This is a genomic window from Caproiciproducens sp., from assembly GCF_053840905.1.
Window position 1 is genome coordinate 78,842 of the sequence record NZ_JBNLXQ010000004.1, and the last position, 16,092, is coordinate 94,933.

At 46.8% G+C, this 16,092-nt stretch carries 15 protein-coding genes and 1 riboswitch; of the genes, 6 read left to right on the plus strand and 9 right to left on the minus strand.

Going from position 1 to position 16,092, the window contains the following annotated elements:
- Positions 1–14 precede the first annotated feature (14 nt).
- On the plus strand, positions 15–2,618 hold the full coding sequence (locus ACQGQ5_RS05100; RefSeq protein WP_449290473.1) for a TrlF family AAA-like ATPase: 2,604 nt from the start codon (positions 15–17) through the stop codon (positions 2,616–2,618).
- Positions 2,619–2,960: 342 nt separating this feature from the next.
- On the opposite strand, the gene ACQGQ5_RS05105 is transcribed toward ACQGQ5_RS05100, so the two are convergent.
- The 7 genes from ACQGQ5_RS05105 to ACQGQ5_RS05135 form a co-directional block, all read right to left on the minus strand.
- Positions 2,961–3,551 carry a helix-turn-helix domain-containing protein gene (locus ACQGQ5_RS05105; protein ID WP_455735478.1) on the minus strand — a complete coding sequence of 197 codons (591 nt, stop codon included), beginning with the start codon at positions 3,549–3,551 and terminating at the stop codon, positions 2,961–2,963.
- Positions 3,552–3,979: 428 nt separating this feature from the next.
- Positions 3,980–4,327, minus strand: coding sequence for a tyrosine-type recombinase/integrase (locus tag ACQGQ5_RS05110; protein ID WP_455735479.1), 348 nt, complete (start codon positions 4,325–4,327; stop codon positions 3,980–3,982).
- Positions 4,320–5,243 (minus strand): tyrosine-type recombinase/integrase, encoded by a 924-nt coding sequence (locus ACQGQ5_RS05115; protein WP_455735480.1) that lies wholly within the window; start codon positions 5,241–5,243, stop codon positions 4,320–4,322. The genes ACQGQ5_RS05110 and ACQGQ5_RS05115 overlap by 8 nt, the downstream gene beginning before the upstream one ends.
- 132 nt (positions 5,244–5,375) lie before the next feature.
- Positions 5,376–5,735, minus strand: a complete 360-nt coding sequence (locus ACQGQ5_RS05120) for a hypothetical protein (protein WP_455735481.1) — start codon at positions 5,733–5,735, stop codon at positions 5,376–5,378.
- 14 nt (positions 5,736–5,749) lie between these two features.
- On the minus strand, positions 5,750–5,971 hold the full coding sequence (locus ACQGQ5_RS05125) for a helix-turn-helix domain-containing protein (protein WP_455735482.1): 222 nt from the start codon (positions 5,969–5,971) through the stop codon (positions 5,750–5,752).
- 44 nt (positions 5,972–6,015) lie between these two features.
- Positions 6,016–6,570, minus strand: coding sequence for an amidohydrolase family protein (locus ACQGQ5_RS05130; RefSeq protein ID WP_455735483.1), 555 nt, complete (start codon positions 6,568–6,570; stop codon positions 6,016–6,018).
- Between the two features lie 16 nt (positions 6,571–6,586).
- Positions 6,587–7,186 carry an oligopeptide/dipeptide ABC transporter ATP-binding protein gene (locus ACQGQ5_RS05135; protein ID WP_455735484.1) on the minus strand — a complete coding sequence of 200 codons (600 nt, stop codon included), beginning with the start codon at positions 7,184–7,186 and terminating at the stop codon, positions 6,587–6,589.
- Positions 7,187–7,304: 118 nt separating this feature from the next.
- Here ACQGQ5_RS05135 and ACQGQ5_RS05140 point away from each other — a divergent pair, with 118 nt between their 5' ends.
- The 5 genes from ACQGQ5_RS05140 to ACQGQ5_RS05160 all read left to right on the plus strand — a co-directional run bounded on the left by ACQGQ5_RS05140 (position 7,305) and on the right by ACQGQ5_RS05160 (position 12,827).
- Complete coding sequence (locus ACQGQ5_RS05140; protein WP_455735485.1) at positions 7,305–10,556, plus strand: RHS repeat domain-containing protein; 3,252 nt, start codon at positions 7,305–7,307, stop codon at positions 10,554–10,556.
- A 718-nt stretch (positions 10,557–11,274) separates the two neighbouring features.
- Complete coding sequence (locus tag ACQGQ5_RS05145) at positions 11,275–11,496, plus strand: hypothetical protein (protein WP_455735486.1); 222 nt, start codon at positions 11,275–11,277, stop codon at positions 11,494–11,496.
- Positions 11,497–11,499: 3 nt separating this feature from the next.
- Positions 11,500–11,904 carry a hypothetical protein gene (locus tag ACQGQ5_RS05150; protein WP_455735487.1) on the plus strand — a complete coding sequence of 135 codons (405 nt, stop codon included), beginning with the start codon at positions 11,500–11,502 and terminating at the stop codon, positions 11,902–11,904.
- Positions 11,905–12,045: 141 nt separating this feature from the next.
- Positions 12,046–12,492, plus strand: coding sequence for a VOC family protein (locus ACQGQ5_RS05155; RefSeq protein WP_455735659.1), 447 nt, complete (start codon positions 12,046–12,048; stop codon positions 12,490–12,492).
- Positions 12,489–12,827, plus strand: coding sequence for a helix-hairpin-helix domain-containing protein (locus tag ACQGQ5_RS05160; RefSeq protein ID WP_455735488.1), 339 nt, complete (start codon positions 12,489–12,491; stop codon positions 12,825–12,827). The genes ACQGQ5_RS05155 and ACQGQ5_RS05160 overlap by 4 nt, the downstream gene beginning before the upstream one ends.
- 162 nt (positions 12,828–12,989) lie before the next feature.
- On the opposite strand, the gene ACQGQ5_RS05165 is transcribed toward ACQGQ5_RS05160, so the two are convergent.
- The gene (locus tag ACQGQ5_RS05165) at positions 12,990–15,350 is read right to left on the minus strand and encodes an HAD-IC family P-type ATPase (RefSeq protein WP_455735489.1); all 2,361 of its coding nucleotides are present in this window, start codon (positions 15,348–15,350) and stop codon (positions 12,990–12,992) included.
- A 59-nt stretch (positions 15,351–15,409) separates the two neighbouring features.
- A riboswitch (Fluoride riboswitch) is annotated at positions 15,410–15,470 on the minus strand.
- A 309-nt stretch (positions 15,471–15,779) separates the two neighbouring features.
- Positions 15,780–16,061, minus strand: coding sequence for a EutN/CcmL family microcompartment protein (locus tag ACQGQ5_RS05170; protein WP_455735490.1), 282 nt, complete (start codon positions 16,059–16,061; stop codon positions 15,780–15,782).
- Positions 16,062–16,092 lie beyond the last annotated feature (31 nt).

Below are 16,092 nucleotides of genomic sequence, written 5' to 3' on the forward strand. Positions count from 1 at the left end.
AAGGAGGTAAGTGCATGGCAAAGTTTAGCTTTGGTTCCGAGGTTCTATGTGTGGATTTCCACCTCCATACTCAGCGAGATAAGGAGTTCAAATATACGGGTGAAGCGGATGCCTTTGTTGGCAACTATATCAATGCTCTAAAGCAAAAAGAGATTAGCGTCGGTGTGATTACAAATCACAACAAGTTCGATCTTGAGGAATACAAAGCCCTGCGCAAGAAAGCGCGGCAAAGTGATATATTTCTCCTGCCGGGGGTGGAGCTTTCTATTAAGGAAGGCAGTAATGGGCTCCATACACTGATTATCTTTAATCCTGACGAGTGGATTAGCAACGGCGATGATGCGATCAGCAATTTCATCACAGCCGCTTTTCAGGGGATTCCCAATCATGAAAATGCAAACACCAGATGCCTATATGATGTTCGACAGGCACTCGAAGCACTGGAGAGGTATGGCAAAGGCTATTTCATCGTCTTTGCCCATGTGGAGCAAGACAATGGGCTTATCAAAGAGTGCGGCGGTGGCTTGATACAGTCACTTGCACAAATTGAGCTTTTTCGGAAGCGGGTACTTGGCGTACAGAAGCTACGAACTCGTGACAATATTCCGAAGCTTGCCCAATGGCTCGGTTATGATATCGCCTATGTCGAAGGATCAGACCCCAAGCGGATCGAAGAGATTGGTAAAGATTGCTGTCAGACATACATCAAGCTGGGAGAGTTTTCTTTCGATGCGTTGAAATATGCTCTTGTTGATCATAAGGGCCGCATATTTGATAATTGTGAGCATTTACGCCATAGCTATATTGAATCCATTAGCTTTACAGGTGGTAAACTCAATGGTATTTCGGTGAATATGTCGCCCCACCTAAACACTCTTATTGGCATCCGTGGAAGCGGGAAATCATCTATCCTTGAGGTATTACGCTGGGTGCTGGATTTGCAAGCATCCGCTGATCAAAAGTACAAAGACAAGCTGGTAGAGTTCATTTTAGGCTCCGGCGGCAAAGCAATCGTGCGTGTCGTCGACCAGTATGGTCGAAAATATGACATTTCACGAATCAATGGTGACCGTGCTTATATTGTGGACTCCGACGGCAAAGATGTCACCGCACAGGTAAGCTCTCTTATTAGAAATCCTCTCTACTTCGGGCAAAAAGACCTTGCGCGTTCTGACACAGAAGAAAACTACGAAAAAAAGTTGTTGGACAAGCTGCTCGGCGGGAGAGTTGCTATCCCAGTAGCCGAGCTGGAGCAAACAGAAACACAGCTTATTGAAGTTATCAAGGGTTTGCTGGATGTCACGCAGATTCCCGAAAAAATCAAGGAGCTGGAAACCCAAAATGCTGACCTCAATCATAAACTCAGGATATTTGAAGAAAAGGGCATCACACAGAAGTTGGAGAAGCAAACGGAGTTCGGCAACGATAAAACCAAGCTCGAAGGTACAATCAAAACAATTGAAGCAATCGCCACAAGGTTGGATGAGTTCATCCTGATATCCTCACTCGATGGTGTCGCACTCTCGTCCTACACTTCAAAGTACAATGCTGCTCTTTTCACAAGGGCAGAAGCGGTTATAGAGCGTATTGCTGCGATTCTCAAAAAAGTTTCTGATCTTCGCACAGAGTTGGGAACCGAGAAAGATATGCTCACCGTGTTGCAGTCTGAACTGAAGCAGTTTATCGATGGATTGAAAGACGAGTTTGCGGAAATCCAGCGCGAAATCAGTGATGATACCCTGGACATCAAGGGCTTCTTAAAATATACGCAAGACAAAGCGAAAAATTTGGAAGAGATTGAGCGGCTTAAGCGCGAGGCAGCTTCGGCAGATGAAATTAAAAAACGAATTCTTGGGTTGGCGCGCAAACGCAATGATGTCTTAAAGTCTGTTTTCGATGCTTACCAAACAGAGATTGACAGATTGAACGGAAAACAAGACGCCTTAACAATCACTATCGCTTTTAAAGGAAATACCGAAGCCCTCTCTCGGTTAGTAGCACAATCATTTAGAGGAACTATGATCAGGAGTGCGGAAATCAAAACAGCCCAGATATGCGAAGTCCTTCGGGATGGAGTCGCTGTCCTGTTGGATATCTTGATGGATGGTGGCAAAGAATTGAAAAAGATTCTTGCCGAAGCGGAATATATGAAGTTCTCAGAAAAAGTCCAGCATGAGTATGCACAGTATATCCGTTGTCAGAGCGATGATTACATTGATATTCTTTATCACGGTAAACCGCTCACTGAGCATTCTCTTGGACAGCGGGCATCGGCGTTGATTCTTTCTATTCTTACCCAAGATGACAGCGATATCATTATCATCGACCAGCCGGAGGATGATCTGGACAATCAGGTGGTGTATAAAGAGTTTATCAAGACTGTAAAATCCAAGAAGGCCAATGTTCAGTTTGTTTTTGCGACGCACAACCCCAACATTCCCGTTCTCGGGGATGCGGAGCGTGTGATTGCCACGGCGTTCACAGAAAGTGCTATCACAACTTCTATGGGTAATATTGACAACGCAGAATCCCATACACTCATAGTCGATATTATGGAAGGTGGTCAAGAGGCATTTCGGCGTAGGAATAACATATATCAGGCATGGCATAAATACTAATAGTGTACTGGCTGATCTCTCATGTGAGTTCCTCCTTTTTCTGCTTATTTTTATTATGAATCCTCTGCATATCCGTTTTCAGGCAGTCACCCTCGGAGCTGTAGCAGATAAATCCATGCGAGGGATATGGGCAGTTGCCGCAGCTTTTGAACGGGCCGTGGGGGCGCTCGTCTGGCGGTATCCTCCCTATTGTTATGAGGGCATGCGAATCATAACAAGCTGGTTTTTTATTTTTCTTGTAATGCACTAACATAATTTCCTCCCTTCTGAAAAACAAAAAAAGCCGGAGAATTGAAGCGCACTCTGCGCTCCGATTCTCCGGCTCGTTAAATGAATTATTATTTATGAGGTTTTTCGACATTCATTCGGTGTCTGTCCAACTTGGTACTGTTGTATCAAGTCCATATGCTTATTTGATTTCTGATGAATGCGGTGAGCTTTAGTTGCCATGTATTCTATCAGGTAGTCCTTTGGTATCAGATATTTATTGTAGTACCACACTCCGAATAATTTTTCTTTGGATATCCATTCTGATATTGTTGTTTGGCAGTAGCCTGTCAATTTTATAACATCGCCAACGGTAAGGGCATCCGGAAAGCTGCTCCAATTTTTCTTCAGCATCTCCATAAATTTATCCGCATCTATTTGAACCTCTGCCCGATGCTTTGGTCTATATTTTATTCCGCTTGAAAAAATTCCGGGAGGTGTCAGCAGGGACTCCGGAGAATCTTCTAAGTGGGTAAGGTATTCTATCACATCCGTTATTCGGATTTTGAACCTGCGGGTCTTTTTCCCTGTATCCTCGCAGGGGATATGCCCGTTCTCTAAAAGCCACGTGGCTTTTCGTTTGCTTATTCTGCAAATCCTGTAAAATTGGTCTTGACATATCTTTTCCGGGTACTCAGCCAGAAGATGAGAGTAGTCAGTTGCCATGTCCATCCCTCCAATGCATTGATGGTGCAGACAGATATCAGCTCTGCCTGTTTTGCGTTATTCACTTTTAGTCAATGTCAATGGTAGGGTGCGCTGTGGTTGATGTTCTTGAAAATGCCAGGAAACTAAAGTATCTTAAGGTTATTTCGCTGGTCGTTTTTCTACGCTTTTTCTACACTTTGCTCTGGAAACCGTTAAATTCGGGGTTTGAGCCGAAGCGTGGTAAATTCATGGTTTATGCCCGAAAAGCCTTGATTCATGCGGGTTTGCTCGATACTATGGTGTCTCAAAGTTACCTTGATAATCTCATCGAAACTTGCCCTCAAATAACTCGAAATGCGGTAGCCGGTTTACGCCGGGCAAGAGTTCGAATCTCTTCCTCTCCGCCAACGTCAGCCATGGAAGAATCATCTTCCATGGCTGGTTTTTTATATTTTTGCTTCTTTGTCAGGACCTTTATCTGGCATACACTGCTTTGTTTTGTCCGACGTTCCCTCCTCTTCAAGTGACCCATCCAACAAGCTACCTATCACCGCCCCGGTTTCGCGTTTACTTGCAAAATCCAGATGTGCGTAAATGTCGGCGGTGGTGGAAAAATTGCTGTGGCCCAGCCAGATCTGAATGCGCTTCATATCTACGCCCTCAGCCACCAGCAGGCTGGCGCAGGTGTGGCGCAGATCATGAAAACGGATATGGCGCATGTTGTTCTTTTTGAGGAGATAGGAAAAGTGCGCGCTCAGAAAGGCCGGACTCAGCAGGTTTCCAAGACTATCCACACAGATACACTCCAGATACTTCGTGCAATATCCCCTTCCTGCGTGCCCTGCGGTACTTCTCCTGACGGGCCTTTGCTTCCAGAAGAACACGTTCCGGGATTGGAAGCAGCGGAAGTGTCCGGCGGCTGGACTTGGTTTTCATTTCATCCATCAGCAAAATGCCCTCCTGCCCCGCGGCGCATCCATCAAAGACCTTGTGTTCGATGGCAATTGTCTTTTTCTCGAAGTCGATGGAACTCCAGCGGATACCCAGAACTTCGCTTCGCCACAGTCCGTAATAAGCCGCCAGAAGGATCGGCACGTACAGCACATCGTCCGTCACTGTTCGGAGTAACCGGTTCAGTTCATCTTTGGAGTAATAACTGGGCTTGTACCTGTTTTTGTGGGAAGGCTTCTCCACTGCGCGGTCCGCCGCGTTGATTTGTATGTATTCCTTGCGAATGGCATAGTCCAAAGCCATCTTGAGCATAGCATGGTATTTGACCACCGAGTTTTCACAACACCCGTCCTTCCGAATGGAGTTATAGAAGTCGTCCAGCTGATGGTAATTGAGTTCTACTAACAGCGTCTTCTGCGGACTGAAATAGTCTGTTACTCGTCCTTCTATCATGCTGGTGTAATTGTGAAAGGTAGTCGGCTGGATATGGGGTTTCCGGGTGGCAAGCCACTCATAGAGAAAATCCAGAAGAGTCATATCCACCGTCCTGGTACAGGCCGGCTGGCTACGCTTTGATGGCGGCAGTTGCGTGCTGTACCGCCGTGTAAGCTCATTCAACACCTCCTGTGCCTTCTTTTTGTTTCCTTTGACCGTGTACCCTGTGCTAATCCATTTGGGCCGTCGCTTGCCCGTATGATCGTACAAGTTGAGAACGGCATAGTATTTGCCGTTTTTCGGCTGTATGCTGCCGGTTATCATGGTAACGCCTCCTTGGTAAGGTGATGCTCTTTGCTGCCGACATCTACAGCATATCAGGAGTTTTTATTCTACGCCAATGTGTCAGATTAGTTTGCTTTGCAACAGGGAGTCAATCACATAAGTTTAGGAGTTTTATTTATCCTTGCGATTTTTATCCTCGTAAATTTTCCATATCACGGCCGCCAGATGAGAGCAAAATCCCGTGTTGCATGTGCAATGGATATTCTCCAGGAGTCGGCCTTCTACATCAAGATCCACCTCAACAAACAGTAGATTTTCGTTCTCGATTATTTCGGCATCGTAGCATTCTACGTCATTCTGGTTTAGAGATCTAAGACTTCCACAGCTTAATAGGCCCTCAATATCCCTTTTCAACCACATTGGATATTTGGCGACAACCTCTGTAAGACTTACTACACTTCTTTTTTGGCTGGTTGTCCTTTTCTGTGATACGAGTTCTTCATTGGATACGGAATGTTTGATATTTTTCATACAAATTCTTCCTTTCAATATGTATTTTGTTCGTTATTTATTTGTGCCGATGGATCGGATTCTTCATTTTGCAGCAAAAAGTCAATCACATAAACCTTCGGGATTTTATACGACTTCCCAACCTTACGGCCTTTGATCTGACCGGAAGTGATAAGGAGATAAGCGTGATGGCGGCTGATACCCAGCATTCTTTGAAGCGTATGTACGTCAATTACATCCGGGTATTGCCGAAACATGTACTTATAGGCAGTGCGTGTCTGTAGTATATAAATCCCTCCTATTACAATAATTTAGGAACCAGATCCCGGCAGAGTCCCGAGGACATCCCCAAAGCGCCATCTCCCAGGCCGTTCCGTATATGAGCTTTCATTTCTTCCAATTCCTTATTGGTGGGATGGCGGTTTTCATAACCCATAACCGCGGCGCGCACCGAGCCGTGCGGGACAAACAATGCCAGATTAATACCCAGATAGACCTTTTCCAAGTCCCTTATAAAGCTTCCGAAGTCCGCATATCGGCGCGCGTTTTTTTTGTGCCTGTCAGGATCAGAGGGCGCGGGGCCTCCTCCGCACTGCCCCGCGAGTTCCGTGGTAATACCCTGCTCCAGCTTACAGGCAAGCAGTGGATCGTCCAATACGACCCGATCACTGTGTTCGTGGCTGTCTATGAATCCTGGAGACAGGGTCAGCCCCGCCGCGTCCACCTCCAATCCGGCTTCACCCTCCACTTTTCCCAGACGGACGATCTTACCTCCCCGGATTCCCACGTCTCCCCGGTACCCGGGTTTTCCGGTTCCGTCAATGATTTGGGCGTTTTTAATGATCACATCGAACATGACGCATCCCTCTTTCTCATTGGTTATTCATCGGCCGACGTCCCAACGGAGGAGCCTCGACCCGTTTCATACAAATTACATGCCGTCTTGTGGCCGGAGATATTCTGAAGATCAGGGGTCCGCCGCGCACAGACAGCCGTTGCACAGGACACCTCGTGTGAAATACACAGCCTGCAGGCGGATCGAGAGGCGAGGGGGGATCCTCTTCCAGGAGTATCCTCCTGGTCCGTCCCGCAGGATTGACACAAGGCACCGCGGACAGCAGCGCCTGCGTATAAGGATGCAGCGGGTTGGCAAACAGCTCCCGGGTGGGAGCCTCCTCTACGATATGTCCCAGGTACATCACGCCGATGCGATCGGAGATGTGGCGGATCACGCTTAAATCGTGTGCAATGAACAAATAGGTGATTTTCTCCTCTTCCTGCAGATCTTTCAGCAGATTGATAATCTGGGATTGGATCGAAACATCCAGAGCGGACACCGGCTCATCGCAAATAATCAGCTCGGGCCGTAGCAGCAGGGCTCTGGCAAGCCCGATGCGCTGACATTGTCCCCCAGAAAATTCATGTGGAAAGCGATAAAAATGTTCCGGAAGCAGCCCCACCCGCTTCAACAATACCACCAGCCTCGCCGTTTACAACGGGAACGGAATATTTGGGACTCATGACTGGCAGAGGACTTCTCTTACGTTCACCGTGCCTGAGAATACGACCCGTGTAGAGGTCTACGGCGGCTTGAGCTATGCGAACGGCACAGCTTGGTTCGACTGTCTGCAGCTTGAAACCGGAAGCATTGCAAATATTTATAATCTGCTGGAAAACGGAGATTTTCGTCTCAGTGCAAACTATCTTCCTACGAATTGGGAATTTACGAATTTCACTTCCGGCGACGGTATGTCCAACGGAAATGTGAGAATCGGTGGGAACCCGACCTTGAATAAGAATTTCTATCAGCAAATCTACATTAACAAACCGGCCAGCAGCATTGCTTTCGTTGTTTCGGCAAAATCGACGGGAAGCTCCGTACCCACTGGCAGGGATGGCCGCTACTATGCAATAGATGTAGGGTTGTATTACACGGATGGGGATTCAGAGTTTGTTGTTGTTCCCTTTAATCCTGATACCAATGGGGAACAGTATACAAGCGGCCCAGTAGCCGCATCCCAGGATAGACAGATCAGCGGCAAGATCATTTCCAAAGTAATCTATCACATCATTTACTATAAAAACGCAAACGAAGCAACCTTTAAGTTCCTGCAGATGAATATGGATGAAACCGGAACCACTTTTGCCTACGACAGTAACGGGAAACTGGTCACATCGGCACAAAACACAAAGAACACAAGGGTATACACCTATACGGATGCGCAGGAACTCAGAGACGCGAACATCAAAAATAATGCCACGAACTTCAATCAGGGTTATATCTACTTCTACGATTCCGATGACAGTAACAGCTCGACTAAAAAGCCACACAGATTGGTTTCCGCACGCTCTGCCCAGACAGGAATCGGGTTCCATTATTATTATGACAACTATGGAAACGTAGGGAATACGTCTATGGGGAGCATCAGCGAAGAAGGCTATGTTTTATATGATTTTCCCTATTTGGAAACACTACAAAACTTTAGCCCGGATGGGAACTATCTCACTTCCAGCTCAGATCAGCGGGAAAAAATGACAACATATAGCGTGGATACCACAACGGGTCTTACCAACTCGGTGACGGACCCGAAGGGGAATACGACAAATTACACCTACAACACGCAAAACAATCTGCTGATGGGGGTCAGCGCGCTGAGCAGCGCAGGATTGGTTGAAACTGCCTACGAATACGATGTGGCCGACCGGTTGAGTCAAATCACACACAATGGGTTTGCCTATGCCTTCCAGAAGGACGGCTATGGGAACACTACGGCGATCAGTGTTGGCACACAAAATCTGATTACCAATACCTTTGCTCCCGGCAACGGGAACTTGCAGTCCTCCACCTATGGGAATGGGTTTAAGCTGGGCTACCTGTATGATTCCTACGATCGTGTGAACATGGTATTGAAAAATGACAATTTAACCTACGAGTATCTTTACGATGCGCGCGGAAACCTTGCAAAGATCACAGAATATGATCAAGGCTCGATAAAATCAATCAATTTCTACTACGACATTGGCGACCGGCTGATCAGGAAACTCCTTTCCGACGGCAGTGAAATTCAATACGTCTACGACAATATGGACCGTCCGACAAGGTATGTCTATACCTTTGCCAATCAATCCAAATCCGCAACCGCCGACTACAGCGTGGACTACCGGAAGCATAATACGTATATGCTGTCCGGCGGAGAAATCACCCATGCGTATGACGCTACCTTGAACCGTGAGTTCCAAACGGATATTAACCCGATTCCCCTGCAAGACCCCACGTTCCGGGCAGAGCGAAGTTTTGTAAATGTTTTGAATGCAAAAACAACGACCCTGGTGGACACTTATTACAACCATAGAAGAATAGGCGACGTCAACAGCACGCTTTCCCAGTATCACTATACTTATGATGACAACGGTAATATCAGCTCTACAACCGATATCAACGGTAATGTAACCACCTATGCCTATGATCAGTTAAACCAGTTGGTTCGTGTGGATGATCAGAAGGCTGGGGTCAGCACAGTCTATAGCTACGATGTCGGTGGAAACATCACGGCGATCACAACCTATGCCTATACCACAGGCACGCTGGGAACGGAAACCGGCAGCATTGCTTACGATTACGGCAATACCAACTGGAAGGACCTGCTGACCGGCTATGATGGGCAGAACATCACCTATGACGCGATCGGAAACCCGCTTACCTACCGGGACGGCATGAGCTTCACCTGGGCAGGTCGACAGTTAAAATCTTCCATTGTAAATAACCAAGATGTAGAATATACTATAGAATATACATATGACAGTAATGGAATCCGCACCAGTAGAACTGTTAACGGAGTAACGACCAATTACTTCCTCGACGGCAGCACCATTGTTGCCCAGCGGGCCGGCAGCGACGTATTATGGTTCCTGTACGACAGCGACAACACTTTGGTCGGATTTACTTATAACGGCACGGCTTATTACTATACGAAAAATGCACAGGGCGACGTGACCGGCATCGTCGACAGCAATGTCAATTTGGTAGTCGAATACGCCTATGACGCTTGGGGCAAGTTACTCAGCATCACGGATAACTCGGCTGATCAGGTCGGTCAAAAAAGTCCGTTCCGCTACAGGGGCTACTATTACGATTCCGAAACGGGCTTATATTGTCTCAACAGCAGGTATTACGATCCGCAAACCGGGAGATTTCTGAATGCGGATGCGCAGATCGGAGCAAATCAGGATATCAGAGACTATAACTTGTTCGCATACTGCGGCAATAACCCTGTAAACCGCTCTGACCTTGGCGGCCTGTTTTGGAAAGAGATCGGTGATTGGTTTAAAAGTGTTGGAACAGCAATCGTAAATTTTGCGAATGCTACTTTTGGTGCAAGTAGCTCAGCAGTGATACAAGAAGAACCCCAAATTCCCCCTATTATACCAGACCCGTATCCTATTACAGTTAAACCCGGCACTAGAACTACTACGACAGTATCCGAACAAGGAAGCTCATCAAAACTAATTTCTGTTTATGCAATAGGAGTGAGCGATAATACTGCATCATCATCGGTCGGATTAAAAATTAATGTACCTAATTTTACTTTGAATATAAGCTTTGGACTTAACAACACAGGAGTATCAGGATCAATAAAAAATGGGACCGCGTCGAATAGTTTTGGATTGCGGGCTTCGTTAGCAGAATTAAAGTTGAGATTTGAAAGTGCGACTACAGCTCAATTGAGCGATAAAAGCAATCAAACTAATTATTTAAATGTAAGTGTCAGCGGAATGTTTCTTGCAGCAGCAGCGATATTTGTCCAAACAGGACAGCCGATTGGTTCACTACAACCATCTTAAGGGAGAAAACAAAATTGTGGTATGGTATTGTTAGAATATTTATTTCCATATTACTCTTTCTAGGATTTCTGGTCTTCTACAAAAAGCATAAGAAAATCTTAAAAAAAAAGCTAATCGTTATTTCTTTTTTGGTTGCAATGGCCCTCTGTTCCATGTCATCCTTAATGCCTGTTGAAAATCTCTTCATAACTTTTTTATCCCCGCAAAATGTTTTTAACTATTCGGTTATGGGTAATATGGGTACGGTTATTGAAGGAAAAGATTCCGCTCTGATTTCTATATTCTTATAAAGGATCGGAATCTTACTCCATCATCCCGAAAGCTAAAAATGGCTGGAAAATCGGAACCTACCTATCATATGAGGAAGTATTCACAAAGACGTGGCAGAACGGTGACGAAAAAATTTATATGATTAGAGTCTATGAGTGTAAACATACGAATGATTATTATGTTGTCATACATAACTTTTTTTCAAAGAATCCAATCAATATTTCAGACAATAGGAATTCATTGTTTCAAAAAAATAAGTCATCTATAGATCCAAGTACAACTTATTATTCGTATGTTGAAGATATCGGGCAAAATTATGAATTATCTATTGATGGAGAGATCATAAAAATTAACTAAAAGTGACAAGGCTTTACGGTTAAAACTATTGTTAAAGCAGCGTACCATCTGAACCAATGTATTGGACTCATGGATAGGGCGGTAAGATAAAGTGGATTTAGATATTTTGATATATTCTTATGTTGTTTTGGCAATTGCTCTAATCGTTATTTATTGGGTCGTAAGGGCAATGGTTTCTAAGGTGGCTTTAAAACCTGAAAAGGCCTTTCCATCCAAACGAGAATTTATGACTCAAAATGTGAAAAAATTAAATTTATTTGCAAGGTTGGTTGGTACCTTTTTCTGTATAGTTTTAGTCGAATTAGGATGGTAATTTATGTTCCAATCAATATTGACTATACTACTTCTTTTCTTATTAACATTTTTCCACCTTAGAGGCTTATATTGGAATATTATCGATTATCAATTAAACAACAGTGCTAGAAAAAAGATGAGAAAAGGCCAAACATTTAAAGAGTGGTTCTTGTATAGTCGTTATAGAGCCGAGATTCCAAGAATTTTGGTTTGTCTTTACTTTGTGGTTATTATTGTTAATGTAATATTTTTTTTACTTGATCTATTATTTTTTTATTTAAATTATGATGACTATATGTTGTTCGAATTAATGATAATATTTGATTTGGGAGTGATGGTGATTTTAGACATTGCTTTTTATGGACGTAAAAACGGTAAAGTTTATTACAAAATTGAACGGTGGATTAAAAAAAGAAGAAAGAAATAGTATCACAAAAATGGTTTTTATAGTACCAATGCCGTGAGGCATTGGTACTATCATTAAATGCTAAAAAACAAATTTGAAATATCATACTTGAGTTCGGAATCTAGACAGCTACAGCATTATTTATTGCTATGGCAATACGAACTGGAAGGACTTGCTGACCGGCTATCGGACTTGGAACGCTCTAAGACGTTTTACAAGAAGTATCTCGGCTTGGACGTCGTGACAGACTACGGAGCGAATGTTACACTGACGGGTGGTTTGGCGCTTCAAACGCTCGAAACATGGAGCGGGTTCATCGGCGGGCTGAATGTGTCATTCCGTGGGAACGATGCCGAACTCTACTTTGAAGAAGATGACTTTGATGACTTCCTTGAAAACATCGGCGGTTTAGAACTCGTTCATCCGATGAAGGAACATCGTTGGGGACAGCGAGTTGTGCGGTTTTATGACCCAGACAACCACATTATTGAGGTCGGTGAGAACATGGTGGCGGTAACACACCGTTTTGCCGACAACGGGATGACCGTTCCCGAAATTGCCGTCCGTATGGATGTACGGGAGGAGTATGTGAGGGAAATGCTGAAATGACCGACCTGACGAAAATTTCCGGCATCGGCAAAAATATGGCGCAGCACCTGATTGCCGCCGGATACCCGAATATTGATTTCCTCAAAGGGCAAAGCCCCGACGAAGTTTACGCCAAGGATTGCTTTGCACATGGCGTTCAGATCGACCGTTGCACCTTGTCCAATGGCTGGGAAGTGTATAACGAGCCGATTTATCGTAATCGCAACTTCATTGGGCAATACATTAAGCCCATCGGCAATTCCAATGGGCAATCGGGGTGTTCAAATTCAACGATTGCTTTCGGGGTGTGCATTTTATCAACAGGTAGTACCTTTGCCAACAACAAACCCGCGTAAATCAAGGTTTACGCAGGTTTTCTTTTGTTTTTTGTGGTGCAGCTGCAAAGCAATCCGGCCCGCGCCTCGGGAGATCTTCATGCCCTTTTTATGATCTTGGGTAAGGTCAGTTCGAAAAATCGGACCAGGGCACAAAACCAAACAGAATAACGTTAGTGGAAATTATTCACGCGGACGTCTTTCTGTTCCTAAAATACCCGTGATTCTGTAATACAGCCTTTTCAGACTGTCCAGCAGCAGCATGGCGGCGACGGTGACAACGAGCAGCAGGGTGATGGACTGCCAGGAAACAGCGCTCATCGCCCAACCGAATACAGCCATCAGCGTAGCAAGAATAAAATTGACGGCGACCATGCCGCCCACCCATTTGCTCGGCGCGAACGACCAGAACGGGCCGCGCGTCCGCGTCATCAGAATGGTTTCCATTGCCGAGTAAATCAGATAAAGGAACATCAGCGAGCTGATCTGCGCCGCGCCTAAATTCTGTACGCTTCGGTAAAACCAGAGAAGTCCCAATCCAAGGGCCAGCCAGCCGGCGGTAAAAACAGCGGATAACCTGGCCAGTTGGGGCATATCCCACTTTTCGGGGACGGCCGTCGGCCATGCCTTGTCGGTACCGAGCGTCAGGGTGACCATGTCGTTCATGACAACGATAAACACGATTAAGCTTAGTGAAACCGGAAAAAATCCGGTGAAGATAAATCCAAAGGTCAAAAGCGCCGCCAGCTCGGCCGTGCGCGCCAGCTTGGTAATCGTCCACGTCATCATCCGGCGGTAGACGCGGTGTCCGCTGTCGACTACCTTTGCGATATCCGACAGATCCGGTTCGGTCAGGACGACCTTGGCGGCCGATTTCGCCACGTCCGTGGCCGTGCTGACGGCGACACCGACGTCCGCCTGTTTCAGCGCCGGCGCGTCGTTGATGCCGTCGCCGGTCATTCCGACCACCATTCCGGTCTCCTGCAGCGCCCGGACGATCTTATATTTGTCTTCGGGGTAGACGTTTGCAAAGCCGTCGAAATCCAAAGGGTGGGACTGCGCGTCTTCCAGTTTCCCGATTCGGCCGCCGATCCCCACCTGCTCGGCAATGGCTTTGGCAGTGCCCGCCGTATCGCCTGTGACCATCAGGACGCGGATCCCCAGTTCCCGGATCTTTGCAACCGATTCCTTGGCGCCTTCCCGCGGGGAATCCGCCAGCGCGACGAGCCCCCGGCAAACCAGTTTCTCCTTTTCTCCGGAAGCAACGGCAAGAACCCTTGCGCCTTTCGAACTCAATCGGTCAACCTGCTCCATGAAGTCCGCGGGAATTTCCGCCGTCCCGGAAACGACCGCCGGGGAACCGAGCTCCACGTTCGGGAGGATTCCGTTTTGGACGATCCGGGCCCGGGACACTTTCCGAACCGGGTCGAACGCGGTAAAGGAGGTTCTCTCCGGCATGGTCAGTTCCCGGCTGCGAAGCTCCCGAAGGATTGCCGTGCTGATCGAATCCTTTGACGTATCGTCGCTCGCGGCGGCGGCCAGCCTCAGCAGCTCCGGTTCCCCAACGTTCCCGAACGGAAGAAGCCCGGCAATTTCAGGCTGGTTATTCGTCAAAGTCCCCGTTTTGTCAACGAGCAGGACATCCATGCCCGCGGCTTCCTGAATTCCGGTCAGGCCCGAGACCAGAACATGCTCTTTTGCCAGATTCCGCGCTTCCAGCGAATTTGCCACCGTGAAGCTTGATGGCATGGAAATGGGGATCGTCGCGATGATCAGTACCACAAGGAACGGCAGCAGTTCCTGCCAGGGAGTTCCATAAACGAGCGCGGCGATTACAAGGATCACGGCTAGAACAACATCCAGATAGGCAAGATAGCGGACGATGTGAAACAATAAGGTCTGCAGTCTCCCCGGAGCCTCTGCGGTCCGCACCAGCTCCGCGGTTTTTCCGTAGGAGCTTTGTGCGCCTGTCGCGGTAACTTCTGTAATTGCCTCGCCGTGGCTGACCGTAGAAGCGGAACAAACGATTTCACCGGCCTTTTTTGTGACGTCGATCGACTCGCCGGTCAAAACGGATTCGTTTACACTGACGATGCCGCCGATGATTTTCATGTTGGCCGGAACGATATCCCCGACTCTGGCATGCACGATGTCGCCGGGAACCAGCTCGCGCGATTGCAGCGTTTGCCATGTTCCGTTTCTCAAGACCCGGACGTTGATCTGCAGTTGACCATGCAGGTAGACGATCGCCTTTTTCGCGCGTTCCTCCTGAAATTCCCCCGTAACCGCCGAAAAAACAAGCAGCAGAAAAACGACGCCGGCCTGAACGCCCTTCCCCAGAATCAGCTCAAAGATCATAGCCGCCTCCAGCAGCCAGGGGATGGGACCCCAGAGGCGTTTTAAGGTCCCCATGACCGGCCCCGTCCTCTTTTCGGAAATTTCATTCATGCCGTATTTCTTTCGGCGGCTCTGAATTTCCGCATCGTTCAGCCCCCGTCCCCGATACGAATTTTCAATGCTGAAGATTGTTTTCTCCTGAGGCACCGCAATTTTCCCCTTCCTCCGCCAATTTTGCTGAAAATAAAAAAGCCGACAGTTCTGTCCTTCCGACAGAAGCCATCAGCTTTTTAAGCAATTACAGTGAGCTTCATCACTTTAATATTTTACATTTCATCAATCATTCCATAAAATGACTTTGCCTACAGTTTATCATTTTTTCCCCAATTGTCAAGCTCCAGATTTTTTCCTTATGGGAATCAGACATATTCCGAACCTCCGCGATCTCATTTTGAAACGTCGCGTTTTCCTCTTGCCGTTTTGGATGACACTGCACCTCAAATCGTGCAGGCTAAACGTAATTGATGCTCTGCTTCCCGAGAGCTTATCAATTGAAAATCCAGAGGGTGTATTGTTAACACAGCTGTGGCTCTTTTACACTGAAGCTGCGAAGGGAAGCCGATAGAAATTTTGCGGTCAGCCGTTCGCCGCGTCGCCGATATCCATCGTGTCGATGATGCCCACAATAGCTGAGTCGATGGGTGCTTCCTGCTTTCCCACCGCCTGTCTCGCAGCGAAACCGTCCACAACCAGCACTTCCTCTCCGATTCCTGCTCCAACGCCGTCAATTGCCACCCGGACCGTGTCGCTATAGACACCCACATTCTGCAAAGGGCAAATTGTCAGCAGCTTGAAACCGATCATCCGATCATCTTTTTTGGTCGATACTACATGGCCTGTCACTTTCGCGATATACATAGCAGTCTCCTCGAATAAGCCGGTTTATTTT

Bases quoted from the DNA above. Each gene is read 5' to 3' on its own strand.
- ACQGQ5_RS05100 (WP_449290473.1), top strand. From the start codon at position 15: ATGGCAAAGTTTAGCTTTGGTTCCGAGGTTCTATGTGTGGATTTCCAC.
- ACQGQ5_RS05105 (WP_455735478.1), bottom strand. From the start codon at position 3,551: ATGGCAACTGACTACTCTCATCTTCTGGCTGAGTACCCGGAAAAGATA.
- ACQGQ5_RS05115 (WP_455735480.1), bottom strand. From the start codon at position 5,243: ATGATAACCGGCAGCATACAGCCGAAAAACGGCAAATACTATGCCGTT.
- ACQGQ5_RS05120 (WP_455735481.1), bottom strand. From the start codon at position 5,735: ATGAAAAATATCAAACATTCCGTATCCAATGAAGAACTCGTATCACAG.
- ACQGQ5_RS05125 (WP_455735482.1), bottom strand. From the start codon at position 5,971: ATGTTTCGGCAATACCCGGATGTAATTGACGTACATACGCTTCAAAGA.
- ACQGQ5_RS05130 (WP_455735483.1), bottom strand. From the start codon at position 6,570: ATGTTCGATGTGATCATTAAAAACGCCCAAATCATTGACGGAACCGGA.
- ACQGQ5_RS05150 (WP_455735487.1), top strand. From the start codon at position 11,500: ATGTTCCAATCAATATTGACTATACTACTTCTTTTCTTATTAACATTT.
- ACQGQ5_RS05160 (WP_455735488.1), top strand. From the start codon at position 12,489: ATGACCGACCTGACGAAAATTTCCGGCATCGGCAAAAATATGGCGCAG.
- ACQGQ5_RS05170 (WP_455735490.1), bottom strand. From the start codon at position 16,061: ATGTATATCGCGAAAGTGACAGGCCATGTAGTATCGACCAAAAAAGAT.